This is a genomic window from Nocardia sp. FBN12 (assembly GCF_050320175.1).
Classification (GTDB): Bacteria; Actinomycetota; Actinomycetes; order Mycobacteriales; family Mycobacteriaceae; genus Nocardia.
The window spans coordinates 6,490,779-6,505,890 of record NZ_CP190048.1 but is presented as its reverse complement, the minus strand read 5'-3'; the positions used below and the strand labels follow the sequence as shown (position 1 = coordinate 6,505,890).

Below are 15,112 nucleotides of genomic sequence, written 5' to 3'. Positions count from 1 at the left end.
TCGCACGACAATGCCACCTCCGATCATGCGTCGGCCTCGTCCGCCGACCCAGTCGAGACGTCGATGACCGCCAGGTAGCCGATCGTGATCGTCGGGCTGACGCTCATGCGCTGGTCTTCGTCGAGTCGGTCGACTTCTTGGCGACGATGTCGAGAATGGCCAGGTAGGCGAAGGTGATCGCGGGGCCGATGGTGGCGCCGGGCCCCGCGTAGGTGTGGCCCATCACCGGCGCGCTGGTGTTGCCCGCGGCGTAGAGGCCGTCGATGACGGAATCGTCTTCGCGCAGCACGCGTCCGGCGGTGTCGGTGACGAGGCCACCCTTGGTGCCGAGGTCGCCGGGCACCATCTTCGCCGCGTAGAACGGGCCCTGCGACAGTTCGGCCAGGCACGGATTCGGCTTCACGGTCGGGTCGCCGTAGTAGCGGTCGTAGTGGCTGTTGCCGCGGCCGAAGTCCTCGTCCTTGCCCGCGGCGGCGAAGCCGTTGAAGCGCTCGACCGTCGAGGTCAGGTTGTCGGCGGGCACGCCGATGCGCTCGGCCAGCTCCTGGATCGTGTCGGCCTTGACGATGTTGTCGTTCTCCATCCAGCGCGACGGGAAGCGCTGTCCTGGTTGCAGTCCCGCGAAGATGTAGCGGTTGCGGTAGCGCTGGTCGAACACCAGCCAGGACGGCACGTTCTCGCCGGGGCCTGCGCCCTGACCGTACTCACCGCCGTACATGGTGTGCACCGCCTCGACGTACGGAGCCGATTCGTTGCCGAACCGCTCGCCGCGATCGTTGACCATGATGGTGCCGGGCAGGTTGCGCTCGGCCAGCGCGAACCAGGGCTTGCCGCCCTTGAAGATCGTCGGACCCCACCAGGCGTCCTCCATGAATCCGACCGTCGCACCCGCTGCCATACCCGCGACGATGCCATCGCCGGTGTTGGCCGCGGCCCCTGTTGTCCACTCAGTGGTTATCGGCTGCCGCTGATACTTGGCCCGCATGTCGGCATTGTGCTCGAACCCGCCCGCGCCGAGGACCACTCCGAAGCGCGCGGTGAAGACGACCGGCTTGCCGTCGACGGTGGCTTCGACCCCGGTGACCTTGCCGTCGGTGACCACCAGGTCGGTGAGCGGGGTGTTGAGCAGCACCGGCACGCCGGCGTCGAGCAGGCCCTTGCGCATGGCGGCGATGATGGCCTGGCCCATGCCGAGCAGATGCTTACCGGTCCACTTGGCCAGGTAGGTGCGCGCGCCGACGCGCAGCGCCCGCATCGCGCCCTTGGGATGACGGCGGATCAGGTTGAGCCGCACGAAGTCGGCCTGCATGACGACCACGTTCAGCGGCGCCTTGGCGTAGGGCGGTTCCAGATTGGCCAGTTCCGCACCGAGCACCTTGCCGTTGAACGGCGTCGGTTCGCACGAACGCCCCTGGCCGAGCCCGCCCGGCGCCTCGGGGTAGTAGTCGGAGTAACCGGGAACCCACTTCATCTTCAGCGGGGTGTGGTCGAGGACGAAGTCGAACGCCTCGGCGCCACGATCGAGATAGGTGTCGATCTTCTCGGCGGGCACCACGTCGCCGATGATGCTGTGCAGATAGGTGCGCGCGGCCTCGCGGTCGTCGGGGCGGCCGGAGGCGAGCAACGCCTTGTTGCCCGGAATCCAGACGCCACCGCCGGATCGGGCCGTCGACCCGCCGTAGTGCGCGGCCTTCTCCAGCACCACCACGCTCAGTCCCTTGTGGGCCGCGGCGAGAGCCGCGGTCATCCCGGCGGCGCCGCTCCCGACGACCACGACATCGTATTCCCGATCACTCATATAGAACACGTTATAGAAGCGCTTCGAAGTTTGACAGCCGAAAGTAGAACTTGTTCCAGCGGGCTTCATCGTTTGCCCTAGACAAAGTGGAACGTGTTATAGAAATCACCTGTAGTCGCGTTGTATGGTCAGGTGAACCGGTGACGTCGTCAGGCGAAACCAGTTACAGTTTTGAGGTCTGGAACGTCCTGTCCGACCCATGCCGTGCTGCCAAGGAGGTCCGCGTGCTGCCTGACGCGGTACGAACTCAACTCGCCGACGAACTCGCCCGCGCCGAAGACGACCGGGTCGCCGTGGCGCCCCTCGTCGACCGGTTCCCCGACATCGATGTGGTCGATGCCTACGAGATCCAGCTGCTCAATATCCAGCGCAGGCTGCGCACCGGTGCTCGGGTCGTCGGACACAAGGTGGGACTGTCGTCGAAGGCGATGCAGGAGATGATGGGCGTCGACGAGCCCGACTACGGTCACCTGCTCGCCGATATGGAGGTCTTCGAAGATGTCCCCGTCGACACCTCGAAGTTCCTGCTGCCGCGCGTGGAGGTCGAGGTCGGATTCGTGCTCGGCGCCGATCTGCCCGGCGAGGACTGCACCGAAGCCGATGTGCTGGCCGCGACCGTCGCGTACGCGCCCTCGATCGAACTCATCGACTCACGCATCAAGGACTGGAAGATCGGCCTGACCGACACCATCTCCGACAACGCCTCCTCGGCCGGGTGGGTGCTCGGCAAGGAGCGCGTCGCACCCGGCGACATCGACATCACCGCGATCGACGCCGTACTCACCCGCAACGGCGAGGTCATCGCCGAGGGCCGCAGCGACGCGGTGCTCGGCGATCCGGTGATCGCCGTGGCGTGGCTGGCGCGCAAGGTCGCGACCTTCGGGGTGCGGTTGAAGAAGGGCGACATCGTGCTGCCCGGTTCCTGCACCCGCGCCATCGACGCCCGTCCCGGTGACGACTTCCATGCCGAGTTCTCCGGGCTCGGTTCTGTCCGTCTGCGTTTCAGCTGAACTTCCCAAGGAGTACACCGTGACCAGCAAAGTCACCGCCGCGATCGTGGGGTCCGGCAACATCAGCACCGACCTGCTCTACAAGCTGCTTCGCTCGGACAAGATCGAGCCGCGCTGGATGATCGGCATCGACCCGGATTCGGAGGGGCTGAAGCGGGCACGCGGACTGGGTCTGGAAACCTCCGCCGAAGGCGCGGACTGGCTGCTCGCCCTCGACGAGAAGCCGGATCTGCTGTTCGAGGCCACCTCCGCCTACGTGCACCGCGCGTACGCGCCGAAATACGAGGCCGCGGGCATCCGCGCCGTCGACCTCACCCCGGCCGCGGTCGGCCCGGCCGTGATCCCCGCGGTGAACCTGGATTCGCTGCGGGACGCGCGCAACGTCAACATGATCACCTGCGGTGGCCAGGCCACCATTCCCATGGTGGCGGCGGTGTCGCGTGTCGTGCCGGTGGCCTACGCCGAGATCGTGGCGTCGGTGGCCTCGGTATCGGCCGGTCCGGGCACTCGCGCGAACATCGACGAGTTCACCAAGACCACCTCCAAGGGTGTCGAGACCATCGGCGGAGCGCAACGCGGTAAGGCCATCATCATCATGAACCCGGCGGAGCCGCCGATGATCATGCGCGACACCATTTTCTGTGCCATTCCCGAGGACGCTGATCGAGACGCCATCGCCGAGAGCATCTTCGCCATGGAGAAGTCGATCCAGCAGTACGTTCCCGGCTACCGGCTACTCAACGATCCGCAGTTCGACGACCCGTCGGTGATCTCCGGTGGCATGGCGAAGGTGTCGATCTTCGTCGAGGTCGAAGGCGCGGGCGATTTCCTGCCGCCGTACGCGGGCAACCTCGACATCATGACCGCCGCCGCCACCCGCGTGGGTGACGTGCTGGCCGACCAGATCACTTCGGCTCGGGTGTAAGGAGTTTCGACCATGAGCAATATCCTCAAGCCCTTCTCGGGCGAACTCGATGTGCGGGTCACCGACACCTCGCTGCGCGACGGCTCGCATCACAAGCGTCACCAGTTCACCGTGGCCGAGGTGCGCGATATCGTTGCCGCCCTTGATGGTTCGGGCGTCCCGGTGATCGAGGTGACACACGGTGACGGTCTCGGTGGTTCCTCGTTCAACTACGGTTTCTCGAAAACCCCTGAGCAGGAGCTGATCAAGGCCGCCGCCGAGTCCGCCAAGCAGGCCAAGATCGCCTTCCTCATGCTGCCGGGCGTCGGCGTGAAGGAAGACATCAAGGTCTCCCAGGACAACGGCGCGTCCATCTGCCGTATCGCCACCCACTGCACCGAGGCGGATGTCTCGATCCAGCACTTCGGTCTCGCGCGCGAACTCGGCCTCGAGACCGTCGGCTTCCTCATGATGGCCCACTCCACCACCCCGGAGAACCTGGCCAAGCAGGCCCGCATCATGGCCGACGCGGGCTGCCAGTGCGTCTACGTCGTCGATTCCGCGGGCGCGCTCGTTCTCGAGCAGGTCTCCGACCGTGTCTCCGCCCTGGTCTCCGAACTCGGCGACGACGCCCAGGTCGGCTTCCATGGCCACGAGAACCTCGGCCTCGCCGTGGCGAACTCGGTCTACGCCGTGCGCGCGGGCGCCACCCAGATCGACGGCTCGGCTCGCCGTTTCGGCGCGGGCGCGGGCAATCTGCCGGTCGAAGCCTTCATCGGCGTCTGCGACAAGCTCGGTATCAAGACCGGCGTCGACTTCTTCGCCGTCACCGACGCCGCCGAGGACGTCGTCCGCCCGGCCATGCCGTCGGAATGCCTGCTCGACCGCCAAGCCCTGATGATGGGCTACGCGGGCGTCTACTCCAGCTTCCTGCGCCATGCCGAACGCCAGGCCGAACGCTACGGCGTCTCCGCCGCCGAAATGCTCGTCCGCGCAGGCAAGCGCAAGCTCGTCGGCGGCCAGGAAGACCAGCTCATCGACATCGCCCTGGAACTCCAGCGCGAAGCTTCGGTCACCGCCTCGGCCTGAAGCGGACCCTCCTGACGGCGTGACCCGGCACCCGGGTCACGCCGTTCGGCGTGCCGGGCCCACATCGTGGTCACCTCGTGAGCGCACCGGCGGCGAGGTAGTCGTCGCCGCCGACGTAGTACGTGTGGCCGTCGGCGCCCGATTCGGTGCCTGCCCGAACGATCACCCGCGCGAAATCCTCGACCGTCGGCAGAGGGCCCGCCGCGCGGCGGGACTCGACGCTGCCGGGGTCGCGCCGTTCCAGCAGGCGGACGATGATCGTCCCGTCGATCATGTCGCCGGACACCACCGTGAAACCGATTCCGCGCTCCCGGAATTCGGGCATCAGCGCTCGTAGCGCGTCCTCGCCGGCCCGCTTGCTCCGCGCTATCGGCGTGTAACCCGCTGGCACGTCGCCGTTCTCGTGGATGAAGTGCGCCTGATGGCTGGTCACGAACACGATCCGGCCACCCTGGGCGATCAGCGGCAGCAGCGCCGTCGCCAGGTTCACCTGCGCGTCCCGGTTGAGCCGGAGCGCGTACCCGGGATCGGCATCCCGTTCGAGCCCGCCGGAAGCGTTGAGCACCAAGGTATCCAGCCGACCGAATGTCCGGCCGATCTCCTCGACCATCGACTCGACAGCCGCCGGATCGCAGACATCGGCACCGAGCACCGAGGCACTCCCACCCGCCGCCACGATCGCGCCGGCGACATCCTCTGCCCGCTTGCGCTTCTCCCGGAAGTTCACGACGACATGCGCTCCCGCCGCCCCGAACTGCGCGGCCGCCTCCGCCCCGATCCCCCGCGAGGCGCCGGTCACCAGCACGATCCGCCGCGTTGTCGAATCCATCGTCGATCTCCTCGTCACATCCCCGACCGGTCATAACGCTTCTCATTCAGAAGCAACTATCGTGCTTCTGAATGAGAAGCGCAACCGGCGACGAGCCACCACCAGCGATCCTGGCCGCGATCGACCTACTCGGCCAACGCTGGATGCTGCGCGTCATCTGGGAACTCGAGCCCGGCCCGCTCGGCTTCCTCGACCTGCGCCGACGCATGGGCAACTGCTCGTCGAGCATGCTCTCGGACCGGCTCCAGCAACTCCAGTCCGCGGCACTGATCCGCAAGAACGGCCAACGCGGGGCCTACGAACTCACCACCGAGGGCGCCCTGCTCGCCGAATCCCTCCAGCCCCTGTGGGACTGGTCCGAGAACCGGTCACCCACCGGCGACGGCAACGGCCGGATCCCCTGGCGGCCGGAGCGCTGAGGTCTCCGAAACTCGCTGGACAGTGGCGATATAACTGACGCATGAGCGAAGATTCCGCAGCGTTGTTCTGTGATTCCGAGATGGCCGCGCGGATCGAGCGGATGGAGACCGGCGTCATCGTCAGCGGCGTGCGCGCGGGACTCGATCGAGCCGGCGGGCCTGGGTTCGCGCGAGAGATCGCCGGTGGCGCAGCGTGTTTCGCGGGGCCGAACTCGCCCATGAACAAGGTGGCGGGAGTGGGGTTCGGCGCAGTGCCTTCGACCGCGCAGTGGGCGGCGGTCGAAGCGGCCTATGCCGAGGTGGGAGCGCCCGTTCAGGTGGAGTTGGCACATCTCGCCGACCCGCGGATCGGGGCAGACCTGACCGCGCGCGGGTACCGATTGATGTCGTTCGAGAACGTGCTCGGCCTGCGTCCGCGGGGACGTACCTGGCCGATTCCGACGTCGGTCGACGTACGCCGCGACGACGAGGGCGGGTTCGACACCTGGCTCGATATCGTCGTCGAGGGCTTCGCCCACCCTGACGGTGACGGTCTCCCCGCTCACGAAGATTTCCCGCGCGACATCCTCGCCATTGCGATCCGGGACCTGACCCCGACCGGCAGCTCCCACCGCTACGTGGCCTACCGCGCAGGCGAGCCCGCGGGCGGTGCCACCCTCCGGGTGATCGACGGCATCGCCGTGCTCGGCGGGGCGGCTACCCGGCCGCAACACCGCCGAAAGGGTGTCCAGACAGCGCTCCTCGCCGCCCGCCTCAGCGCGGCATCCGCGACCGACTGCGACCTCGCGGTCATCACCACCGAGCCAGGCTCGAAGTCCCAGCGCAACGCCCAGTCCCAGGGCTTCACCCTGCTCTACACCCGCGCGGTGCTGGTCAAGGATCCCGCCTGAGGCGAGTCCTACTCGATGCGGATCTCTTCGACGGTGGGGCCTTTGGCCGAGAGGCCGCTGACCAGGAGCGCGTAGATCGCGACGATGAGAATGGGGGCGGCCAGCGGCGCCCAGATCAGCTGGACGGGGACCATCGCGGCGGTGGCGGCGGCGATGGTGAACAGGACCGCGCCGCCGACCGAGGGGATGGTGGTGGGCACTACGCCTTCGGGGGCGTGCAGGACGGCGGCGTTCAGCAAGTAGGTGGTGGCCACCAAACCTGTTGCCGCTGAGGCTATGACGCCGACATCGGCGAGTGCCAGGGCGGCGATGGCGATCAGGACGGCGCCGACCGAGGCGGGGCGCCACCACCAGCTCGCGATGACAAGGGCCAGCGACGCCACCCCGGCGATGGGGTTGATCAGTGCGACCGCGGCAACCAGGAGCAGACCGGCCAGCAGGGCGAGGAATCTGGTCATCGGCGCACCCGGACGGCTCGGCGGTGTTCGGGCAGCAGGCGCATGGCCTGGTCGAGGCGGGTGCCTTCGGGCCAGGCGATGATGTCGACGCCGACGGTGCCCATGTCGCGGTACATCGAGGCGCGTTCGAGCTGCCACATCTTGGCCATGGTCGGGTCGAGGCCGTCCTCGAAGGGTGTGCCGCGCAAGACGTCGACCGCGACCACCACGTGGCCGCGTTTGCGCAGGTCGATCAGGGACAGCGCGAACTGGGTGTCGAGCAGAGTGGAGAAGGCGACCACGATCGCGCCGATCGGGACGGCGGCGTGCGGTGCGAGGGTGCCGGTGGTCTCGACGTGTTCGTCACCGACGCCGAGGACGGTGTCGACGATGCGATAGAACTGCCTGCGGCCGATATCGGGGCGCAGCCAGCGGGGCGATTCGCCGAGGCAGACCACAGCGGTGCGGTCGCCGGATTGCAGGGTCGACTGCACCACCTGGGCCGCGCCGCGCACCGAGAGTTCCAGTGACGCGCTGGCCGGGCCGGGCGCCTGCTGGGAGGTGTCGACCATGACGACCACGTCGGCGGAGCGGTTGGTGAAGCGCTGGGTGACGTAGAGCCTGCCGCGCCGTGCGCTCACCGGCCAGTTGACGGTGCGCAACTGGTCGCCCGGCGCGTAGGCGCGGATATCGGCGTATTCGACGCCGGGGCCGTGCCTGCGGGTCAGGTGGGTGCCGATGCGATCGGGAAGTTCGGTGCGCGGCAAGCGCATTCGCTGTGGGTCGGCGATGGGATAGACGTAGAGCTTGGCGGCGGGCAGCTCGGTGGTCGCGACCGCGAGACCGGCCGGGCTCAGCGCCGAGACCTTGACCTGCACCGGATAACGTCCCCAGCGGGTGGCCGAGAGCCCGAGCCGCATGCCAGCGGGGGCACCGCCGGAATCATGGGATTCCTCGACCTCGATCTCCAGGCCCGGCATCGGCATGGCCGTCATCCGCAGCAGCGCGTGCCCGCTCTCCACGAAAGCGACAGCGCTGCAACCGATCACCTCGTTCTCGAAACAGCGAACGGTGCCGCTGCCGTCGACCTGCACTCTGGTCGGCGCCTGCTGCCACGGCGCGGTGGCGAGCACACCGAGCATCGGGGCGGCGAAGACGACCAGCTGCCACTGTCCGAGCAGCACCGCGACGACCAGCGCCGCTGCCGCGCAGCCGGCCAGGATGAACACCAGCGGCGCGGGCCGCCACCGGAGGTCGACCTCGACCGTTCTGGATTCGTCGCGATGCTTCATGTGCTTGTGGCGCGGGGCACCGGTAGCCGGCGGAGTAGTTCGGTGATGACGTCTTCGCCGCGGATCCGGCGCACCCACATCTCGGGGCGCAGGGTGATGCGATGCGACATCGCCGCTACCGCGAGCGCTTTCACGTCTTCGGGGATCACGTAGTCGCGGCCGAGCAGCAGCGCCCTCGCCCGCGACATCTGCACGAGGTCGAGTTCGGCACGCGGGCTGGCACCGACTTCCACCTGCGGATGACTGCGGGTGGCCGAGGCCAGGGCGACGACGTAACTCACCACATCGGGATGCACGGTGACGAATTCGACCGACTGACGCATTTCCAACAGCCCCTGCGCGTCGACCACCTGGCCGACCTGCGGTGCGGTGGAACCACGTTCGAGCCTGCGCCGGATCATCTGCGTCTCGTCGGCCTCGGAGAGGTAGCCGAGGCGCAGCTGAATGGCGAAGCGGTCGAGTTGCGCCTCCGGCAGCGGGTAGGTGCCCTCGTACTCGATCGGGTTGTCGGTGGCCAGCACCACGAACGGCTGTGGGAGCAGGAAGGTTTCACCGTCGATGCTCACCTGACCCTCGGCCATCGCCTCCAGCAGCGCGGCCTGGGTCTTGGGCGGAGTGCGGTTGATCTCGTCGGCGAGCAGCACATTGGTGAACACCGGACCGCGCCGGAAGTTGAACCGGCCCGACGCCATGTCATAGATCGTCGACCCGAGCAGGTCGGCGGGCAGTAGATCGGGCGTGAACTGCACGCGGGTGAAGTCGAGTCCGAGCGCGGCCGCGAAAGACCGTGCGATCAGGGTCTTTCCGAGACCTGGCAGGTCCTCGATGAGGACGTGCCCGCCGGCCAGCACGGCAATCATGATGAGCTGCATCTCATCTCGCTTGCCGACCACGACCCGGCCCAGTTCGCGCAGCACGGCATCGGAGCGCTGGACGGTCACGTTCAACGGCATTGTCATCGGTGGCCTCTAACCCCTCACATCGTCTGCAAACGGCGCAGGATCTCATCCAGCGCCTCTCTACCCGGTGCGCGACCGATCTGATCGCGCAGCGCGGAGTTCGCCGGATCCACCCAGCGCCACAGTTCGGGACCGAACTGCAGCTGACCGGCGGCCTCGGTGGCCCGGCGATTCTTGGAAACCCTCAACCCGGTGGACAATTCGAACTCTTTGGCGAGCAAGGGACGCAGGTGGCGGTCCCAGTCGGCGCGGGTGCCGTCGGCGCGGGCGGTGAGCATCTCGGCGCGCGCGTGCCAGCGACCGAGCATCTCCGCCGGTCCGTTGTCGATGTATTCGGTGAGCGGTTCCTCGCGAATCACCCGGTGGCGCAGCGACCAGACCAGCATCGCGAGCGCCACGGCCACCGGAACGGCGACCGCGAGCAGCACCGAGTCACGATCCAGCCGCACCAACGCCACTTCGATCACAGCGACCGCGAGCACGGCCGTGACAATCACCGAAGTCCGACTCACGCTGCGCCCTCCTGGCATGCTCGGGCGCCCTGCGTGGTGACGCGAGCTGCCGCCTCCGGGCGCTGACCGCTCATGCCGTCACCAACCGATGCTGCAGATCGGTGAGCACGATGCGGAGCAGTTGTTCGGCGCGCATGCGCTGCCATTCGAGCATCGAGTGCGGGCTGAACCGCGCCTCCTCGAACAGCGCGACCAGCTCGCGGGCCGAAGCATCGTGCAGCACACCACTTTCGAACGCTCGCGCGAGTACTTCCATCGGGGTGTCCGAGGCGAGCGGGCGGGCGGCGCGGTCGCTGGACAGGCCGCGCTCCATCGCCACATAGCAGGCGATGATGGCGGTGCGCGGGTCCTGGCCAGGGGCGTTCATCGCGGCGAGGCCCATTTCGGCTGCGCGCGTGAGGGAATCGACTTCGCTGGGAGACGGCTCGTCCTCGACGGGCACGGCGGAGGCCGGTTCGCGGCGCGCGGCCACCGCGACGACGATCAGGCCGAGCAGCGCGACCACGATCAGCACGATGGCCAGGACCGCGGCGATCACCAGGGCGGTACCGGTGAGTTCCGTCGGCCCGGTCGTCGGGTCGGCGGCATGGGTATCGGTGGTGGGGACCGGGCCCGAACCCTCGGTCAGTGTCTCGGAGGCGGGACTCATCGGGCGGGCGCCGGGCAGCAGGAACAGCGCGGTGACGCCACCGGCGAAGATCAGCGCGACCGCGGCGACGGCGATCGGAACCAGCAGTGCGAGCCGGCGCCACTGGATGCGCGGCAGCGCGTCGCGCTCGGCCTCCGGCATCGCAAGGGGCAGCCGATGCTGGCTGGCGATCACGCCCGCGACCAGGATGACGATCGAGACCAGCAGCAATACCGGCATCACGGCGATGAGCAGTGGGGAAGGGGCTCCGGTCGAAGTCTCGCCGGAGCCGGGCAGCGTGCCCTGCAACGCGATCGTCGAAGCGACGACCAGTGCGATCACGACAATCGCCCGCGTTATGGGCTGATTCACCCCGATCACAGCTGTACCACCAAACCCCAGAGACTGCACAAAACAGCCACATAGTTACATGCCGAGTGGTCCGCTCGAGAGGAAATCGATGCTTTTGGACCTCTCCCCTCTTATTGTCCCCCCGGGATCAAGGGCTTGCTAAGCAGTGCGAACGTTCACCGCGCCAGTTAATGGCAACTCACCGAGGCGGCTGGCGGTGCGAGCCAGATCGGGGATCGCCGGGACGCCCGCTGTCAGGTCGTGTGCGGGCTCGGTGGCGTGGATGGTGAACGGGAGATCGGCGTCGTAGAGGACGTCCACGAGGTTCACCAGACGCATGGACCAGTCGGGTGGGACCTCGCGCAGTGGCGGGACCTGGCGCAGGGTCAAGTGGCGGTAGCGCTCGGTGAGTCGGAGGTAGTCGGAGGCACTGGTGGGGGCGGCGCAGATGTCGTGGAAGTCGACGGTGATGGTGTCGTCGGCGATGTGGGCGCGGAGGGTGCGGCCGTTGCCGAGAGGCACGTCGACAGCGGGCCGCCCGACGTCGCCGAATCCGGCAGGCTCGCCGCCGATGCGAGGGCGGGGAAACGCCGCTGTGAGCACGTAACAGCCTGCGAGGAAGCCGCTGTCACGGCGTGTGGTGCGGGTGCGGTAGTCGAGCGGCCCGTCGAGCGTGACGACGTTCTGGTTGGCCAGGATCTGCTCGATGGAGGGCAGGAAGTGGTCGTGGAACAGGGGGTTGGGCAGGAGGTCCTCGGGGCGGTAGTTCGAGGTGACGACGAGGGTGCGGTGGTCGGCGAAGAGGGCGTCGAGCAGGCGGGCGATCAGCATGGCGTCGCCGATGTCGGTGACGTGGAATTCGTCGAAGCAGATCAGGTCGGCGTCGCCGAGGAGCTCGTCGATGGCGCGTTCGATCGAGCCGAGGGTGTGGGCGTTGGTGTGCAGGGCCGCGAAGAAGCTGTGGAAGTGGAAGCGGCGCTTGCGGTTTGTGTCGACCGTGGCGAAGAAGCGATCCATCACCATGGTCTTGCCGCGACCTGGGCGTCCGTGCAGATAGATACCGGAGCGACCCGCCCGCTTGCCGCCGCGCCGCCCGCGTCCGACGTGCCGGTCGACCGGGACAAGTGCTGCGAGCGCGTTCAGAGCCGCCTGTTGTGCGGGGTCGAGCACCACGGTGCCGGGTTTCATGCGAACCTTCTTTCGTCCTCTACAGTTGTAGAGGACCGGCGGAGCTGACGGCCAGGAGAGGTGACGATGTCCACAGACCGGCGAGCGCAGATCGTGACGGGCGCAGTCGACCTCATCGCGACCCGCGGGATCCGCGCGCTCACGCACCGCGCGCTGGACGCCCAGCTGGCATTGCCACCGGGTTCGACCTCGTATTACTTCCGTACGCGGCAAGCTTTGATCGAGGCGGTGGCGGACGGGATCACCGCTCGATCGCGCGCGGATTTCATTGCCGCGCAAGATGAACCGGACAGCCGACCGCCAGACCCTGTGCAGGTCGCTCACGATATCGCCGGTTGGCTCGAGCACCTGCTCACCCATCGCCGCAACGAGCTGATCGCCCGGCACGCGCTGATCATCGAGGTCCTGTCCGACCCGGAGCCACACGCCCGCCTGGCAGGCAGCCTGTTCTCCCTCGACCGCGCCACCGAACTATTCGACGCCCTCGGCGCCGCCGATCCCCGCGAGTCGGCGCACGACTTGCTCGCGCTGCTGGAAGGACTCGTCTTCGATCGGTTCGCCGGGCTACGGGCCGGATCGGCGGGCGATGCCGACCAGCTCGCCAGACCGTTGGCCGAGTTCCTGACGAGCGGGCGTAACTATCAACCCGGCCAACCCAATTCGGAATAGGGTGCGGATGAATTCAGGGCAGCCAATCCCAGGGCGGTGTATTCGATCAGGTCGGCGGGCAACGCGGTCAGCGGAAACCACTGCAGTGCATAGCATTTGTCGGGTTCACGATTGAAAGGTTCACCGCGCCAGTCCTCGACGCGGAAGAACAGACCGAGCCGGGAGTCACGACCCGGGGCGGTTACATGAGCGACGTGGAACAGACGCAAGGCGGCCGGATCGATGTCGACCCCGACCTCCTCCGCGGCTTCGCGAACCGCGGCCCCCGCCACCGACTCCCCGCCTTCGAGCTTCCCCGACGGCAGGTGCCAACGGTGATCGAACTCGTCACCGCTGCGACGCAGGCTCAGCAGGACCTGGTCACCGCGGATCAGCAAGATGTGCACGTCGACCAGATGGCGGGGAGTCACCCGGTAAAGCGTACGAGAGGCGCGCCGAGCGGTTCGACTCCTCAACCCGGCAAGCGCCGCACTACTCGCGAACGTGCTGCCCTACAAGCGAGAGGTTACGACGTCAGGACTAGTCCGGAGGTGGGGACGCCGGTGCCTGCGGTGACCAGGATGCGTTCCAGGGCGTCGACCTGGTTGACCGAGGTGCCGCGGATCTGGCGGACCGCTTCGGCGATGCCGTTCATGCCGTGGATGTAGGCCTCGCCCAGCTGGCCGCCGTGGGTGTTGAGCGGGAGACGGCCGCCGAGCTCGATGGCGCCGTCGGCGATGAACTCCTTCGCCTCGCCGCGAGCGCAGAAGCCGAGCTCCTCGAGCTGCATCAGGACGAACGGGGTGAAGTGGTCGTAGAGGATGGCGGCCTGCATGTCGGCGGCGGTCAGGCCGCTCTGCGCCCAGAGCTGGTCGCCGACCAGACCCATTTCCGGCAGGCCCGTCATGGCATCGCGGTAGTAGCTGGTCATCACATACTGGTCGGCGCCGCTGCCCTGGGCCGCGGCCGCGATGATCGCCGGACGCTGCGGGAGATCGCGGGCGCGCTCGGCGCTCGTGACCACGATGGCGACGCCGCCGTCGGACTCCTGGCAGCAGTCGAGCAGATGTAGCGGTTCGGCGATCCAGCGCGAATCCTGGTGCTGTTCCAGGGTGATCGGCTTGCCGTAGAAGAAGGCGTTGGGGTTCACCGCGGCGTGCTTGCGATCGGCCACCGCCACCGCGCCGAAATCGGCACTGGTCGCGCCGGTGACGTGCATGTAGCGGCGGGCCACCATCGCGACCTGCGCGGCGGGCGTGCCGAGACCCTGCGGGTAGGCCCAGCCCGCGTCGATCCCCGAGGAGGTGGGGGCGGCGGCCAGCGCCGGCGAGAACTGACCGAATCGGGCACCGGAACGTTCGTTGAACGCGCGGTAGGCGACCACGACATCGGCCACCCCGGTGGCCACGGCCATCGCGGCCTGCTGCACCGTCGCGCAGGCAGCACCACCGCCATAACCGATGTGGCTGAAGAACTTCAGGCTCGGAATGCCGACCGCCCTTGCCACCGCGGCCTGGGTGTTGGTGTCCATGGTGAAGGTGGTGAGGCCGTCGACATCGGCGGGCGTGAGACCCGCGTCGGCCAGCGCCGCGCTGACAGCCTCTGCCGCCAAACGCAATTCGCTGCGCCCGGAGTCCTTGGAGAAGTCGGTGGCACCGATGCCGACGATGGCGGCGCGACCGGAAAGGCCGGTGCGGTCAGCGGATTCGGCTGAGGTGGTGCTCATTTCGGCTCCAGATCGGGAAGGACGACGACGGCCGTGGCGGTGATGTGTTCGCCGAGACTGTCCATGCCGTGCACGTCGATGGTGACCTGGTCACCGTCGATCTCGGTGACGGTGCCCGACAGAGTCAGGGTGTCACCGGAATACAGCGGGACGCCGAGGCGAAGGGCGATCCGCTTGACCAGCGCGCGTGGACCCGCCCAGTCGGTGACGAAGCGCTGCACCAGACCCGTGTCGGTGAGGATGTTGACGAAGATGTCGCTCGACCCGCGCTCGACAGCCTTGTCGCGGTCGTGGTGCACGTCCTGGAAGTCCCTGGTGGCCAGGGCCGTGCTGATCACGAACGTGGGGTCGGCGTGGATCACCAACGGCGGCAAGGTGGTTCCCACCGCGAGGGTGGCGAGTTCGACGGTGGGAGTCATCGGTGCGTCCTTT

At 67.8% G+C, this 15,112-nt stretch carries 17 protein-coding genes; 6 read left to right on the top strand and 11 right to left on the bottom strand.

What is annotated here, in order from left to right:
- Positions 1-103: 103 nt before the first annotated feature.
- Entirely contained in the window at positions 104-1,798 is a 1,695-nt protein-coding gene (gene kstD, locus ACQHI0_RS30665; RefSeq protein ID WP_427905215.1) for a 3-oxosteroid 1-dehydrogenase, read from the bottom strand.
- Positions 1,799-2,022: 224 nt separating this feature from the next.
- Here kstD and ACQHI0_RS30660 point away from each other — a divergent pair, with 224 nt between their 5' ends.
- The 3 genes from ACQHI0_RS30660 to dmpG are packed head-to-tail and all read left to right on the top strand — an operon-like array spanning position 2,023 to position 4,801.
- The gene (locus ACQHI0_RS30660) at positions 2,023-2,808 is read left to right on the top strand and encodes a 2-keto-4-pentenoate hydratase (protein WP_427905214.1); all 786 of its coding nucleotides are present in this window, start codon (positions 2,023-2,025) and stop codon (positions 2,806-2,808) included.
- A gap of 19 nt (positions 2,809-2,827) precedes the next feature.
- A complete protein-coding gene (locus ACQHI0_RS30655) occupies positions 2,828-3,733 on the top strand; it encodes an acetaldehyde dehydrogenase (acetylating) (RefSeq protein WP_427905213.1) in 906 nt (301 codons plus the stop codon).
- Positions 3,734-3,745: 12 nt separating this feature from the next.
- A complete protein-coding gene (dmpG, locus tag ACQHI0_RS30650) occupies positions 3,746-4,801 on the top strand; it encodes a 4-hydroxy-2-oxovalerate aldolase (protein ID WP_427905212.1) in 1,056 nt (351 codons plus the stop codon).
- A gap of 70 nt (positions 4,802-4,871) precedes the next feature.
- Here dmpG and ACQHI0_RS30645 read toward each other — a convergent pair whose 3' ends face one another.
- Positions 4,872-5,630 carry an SDR family oxidoreductase gene (locus tag ACQHI0_RS30645; protein ID WP_427905211.1) on the bottom strand — a complete coding sequence of 253 codons (759 nt, stop codon included), beginning with the start codon at positions 5,628-5,630 and terminating at the stop codon, positions 4,872-4,874.
- Between the two features lie 71 nt (positions 5,631-5,701).
- Between ACQHI0_RS30645 and ACQHI0_RS30640 the strand changes: the two genes are divergently transcribed.
- Positions 5,702-6,049, top strand: coding sequence for a winged helix-turn-helix transcriptional regulator (locus ACQHI0_RS30640; protein ID WP_427905210.1), 348 nt, complete (start codon positions 5,702-5,704; stop codon positions 6,047-6,049).
- A 62-nt stretch (positions 6,050-6,111) separates the two neighbouring features.
- Positions 6,112-6,939, top strand: coding sequence for a GNAT family N-acetyltransferase (locus ACQHI0_RS30635; RefSeq protein ID WP_427909358.1), 828 nt, complete (start codon positions 6,112-6,114; stop codon positions 6,937-6,939).
- 8 nt (positions 6,940-6,947) lie between these two features.
- On the opposite strand, the gene ACQHI0_RS30630 is transcribed toward ACQHI0_RS30635, so the two are convergent.
- The 6 genes from ACQHI0_RS30630 to zapE form a co-directional block, all read right to left on the bottom strand.
- Entirely contained in the window at positions 6,948-7,397 is a 450-nt protein-coding gene (locus ACQHI0_RS30630) for a hypothetical protein (RefSeq protein WP_427905209.1), read from the bottom strand.
- Positions 7,394-8,668, bottom strand: coding sequence for a DUF58 domain-containing protein (locus ACQHI0_RS30625; RefSeq protein WP_427905208.1), 1,275 nt, complete (start codon positions 8,666-8,668; stop codon positions 7,394-7,396). The genes ACQHI0_RS30630 and ACQHI0_RS30625 overlap by 4 nt, the downstream gene beginning before the upstream one ends.
- Entirely contained in the window at positions 8,665-9,627 is a 963-nt protein-coding gene (locus ACQHI0_RS30620; protein WP_427905207.1) for an AAA family ATPase, read from the bottom strand. Before ACQHI0_RS30620 ends, ACQHI0_RS30625 begins: the two co-directional genes overlap by 4 nt.
- A gap of 17 nt (positions 9,628-9,644) precedes the next feature.
- The gene (locus tag ACQHI0_RS30615; protein WP_427905206.1) at positions 9,645-10,139 is read right to left on the bottom strand and encodes a hypothetical protein; all 495 of its coding nucleotides are present in this window, start codon (positions 10,137-10,139) and stop codon (positions 9,645-9,647) included.
- Between the two features lie 70 nt (positions 10,140-10,209).
- The gene (locus ACQHI0_RS30610; RefSeq protein WP_427905205.1) at positions 10,210-11,139 is read right to left on the bottom strand and encodes a DUF4129 domain-containing protein; all 930 of its coding nucleotides are present in this window, start codon (positions 11,137-11,139) and stop codon (positions 10,210-10,212) included.
- Between the two features lie 138 nt (positions 11,140-11,277).
- Entirely contained in the window at positions 11,278-12,306 is a 1,029-nt protein-coding gene (gene zapE, locus ACQHI0_RS30605; protein ID WP_427905204.1) for a cell division protein ZapE, read from the bottom strand.
- A gap of 66 nt (positions 12,307-12,372) precedes the next feature.
- On the opposite strand from zapE, the gene ACQHI0_RS30600 reads away from it, so the two are divergent.
- The gene (locus ACQHI0_RS30600; protein WP_427905203.1) at positions 12,373-12,975 is read left to right on the top strand and encodes a TetR/AcrR family transcriptional regulator; all 603 of its coding nucleotides are present in this window, start codon (positions 12,373-12,375) and stop codon (positions 12,973-12,975) included.
- Here ACQHI0_RS30600 and ACQHI0_RS30595 read toward each other — a convergent pair.
- The 3 genes from ACQHI0_RS30595 to ACQHI0_RS30585 all read right to left on the bottom strand — a co-directional run bounded on the left by ACQHI0_RS30595 (position 12,948) and on the right by ACQHI0_RS30585 (position 15,099).
- The gene (locus ACQHI0_RS30595; RefSeq protein ID WP_427905202.1) at positions 12,948-13,385 is read right to left on the bottom strand and encodes an NUDIX hydrolase; all 438 of its coding nucleotides are present in this window, start codon (positions 13,383-13,385) and stop codon (positions 12,948-12,950) included. The two genes, ACQHI0_RS30600 and ACQHI0_RS30595, sit on opposite strands and share 28 nt — an antisense overlap.
- Positions 13,386-13,480: 95 nt before the next feature.
- Entirely contained in the window at positions 13,481-14,680 is a 1,200-nt protein-coding gene (locus ACQHI0_RS30590; protein ID WP_427905201.1) for a lipid-transfer protein, read from the bottom strand.
- Positions 14,677-15,099, bottom strand: coding sequence for a MaoC family dehydratase (locus ACQHI0_RS30585; protein WP_427905200.1), 423 nt, complete (start codon positions 15,097-15,099; stop codon positions 14,677-14,679). Before ACQHI0_RS30585 ends, ACQHI0_RS30590 begins: the two co-directional genes overlap by 4 nt.
- Between the last annotated feature and the right edge of the window lie 13 nt (positions 15,100-15,112).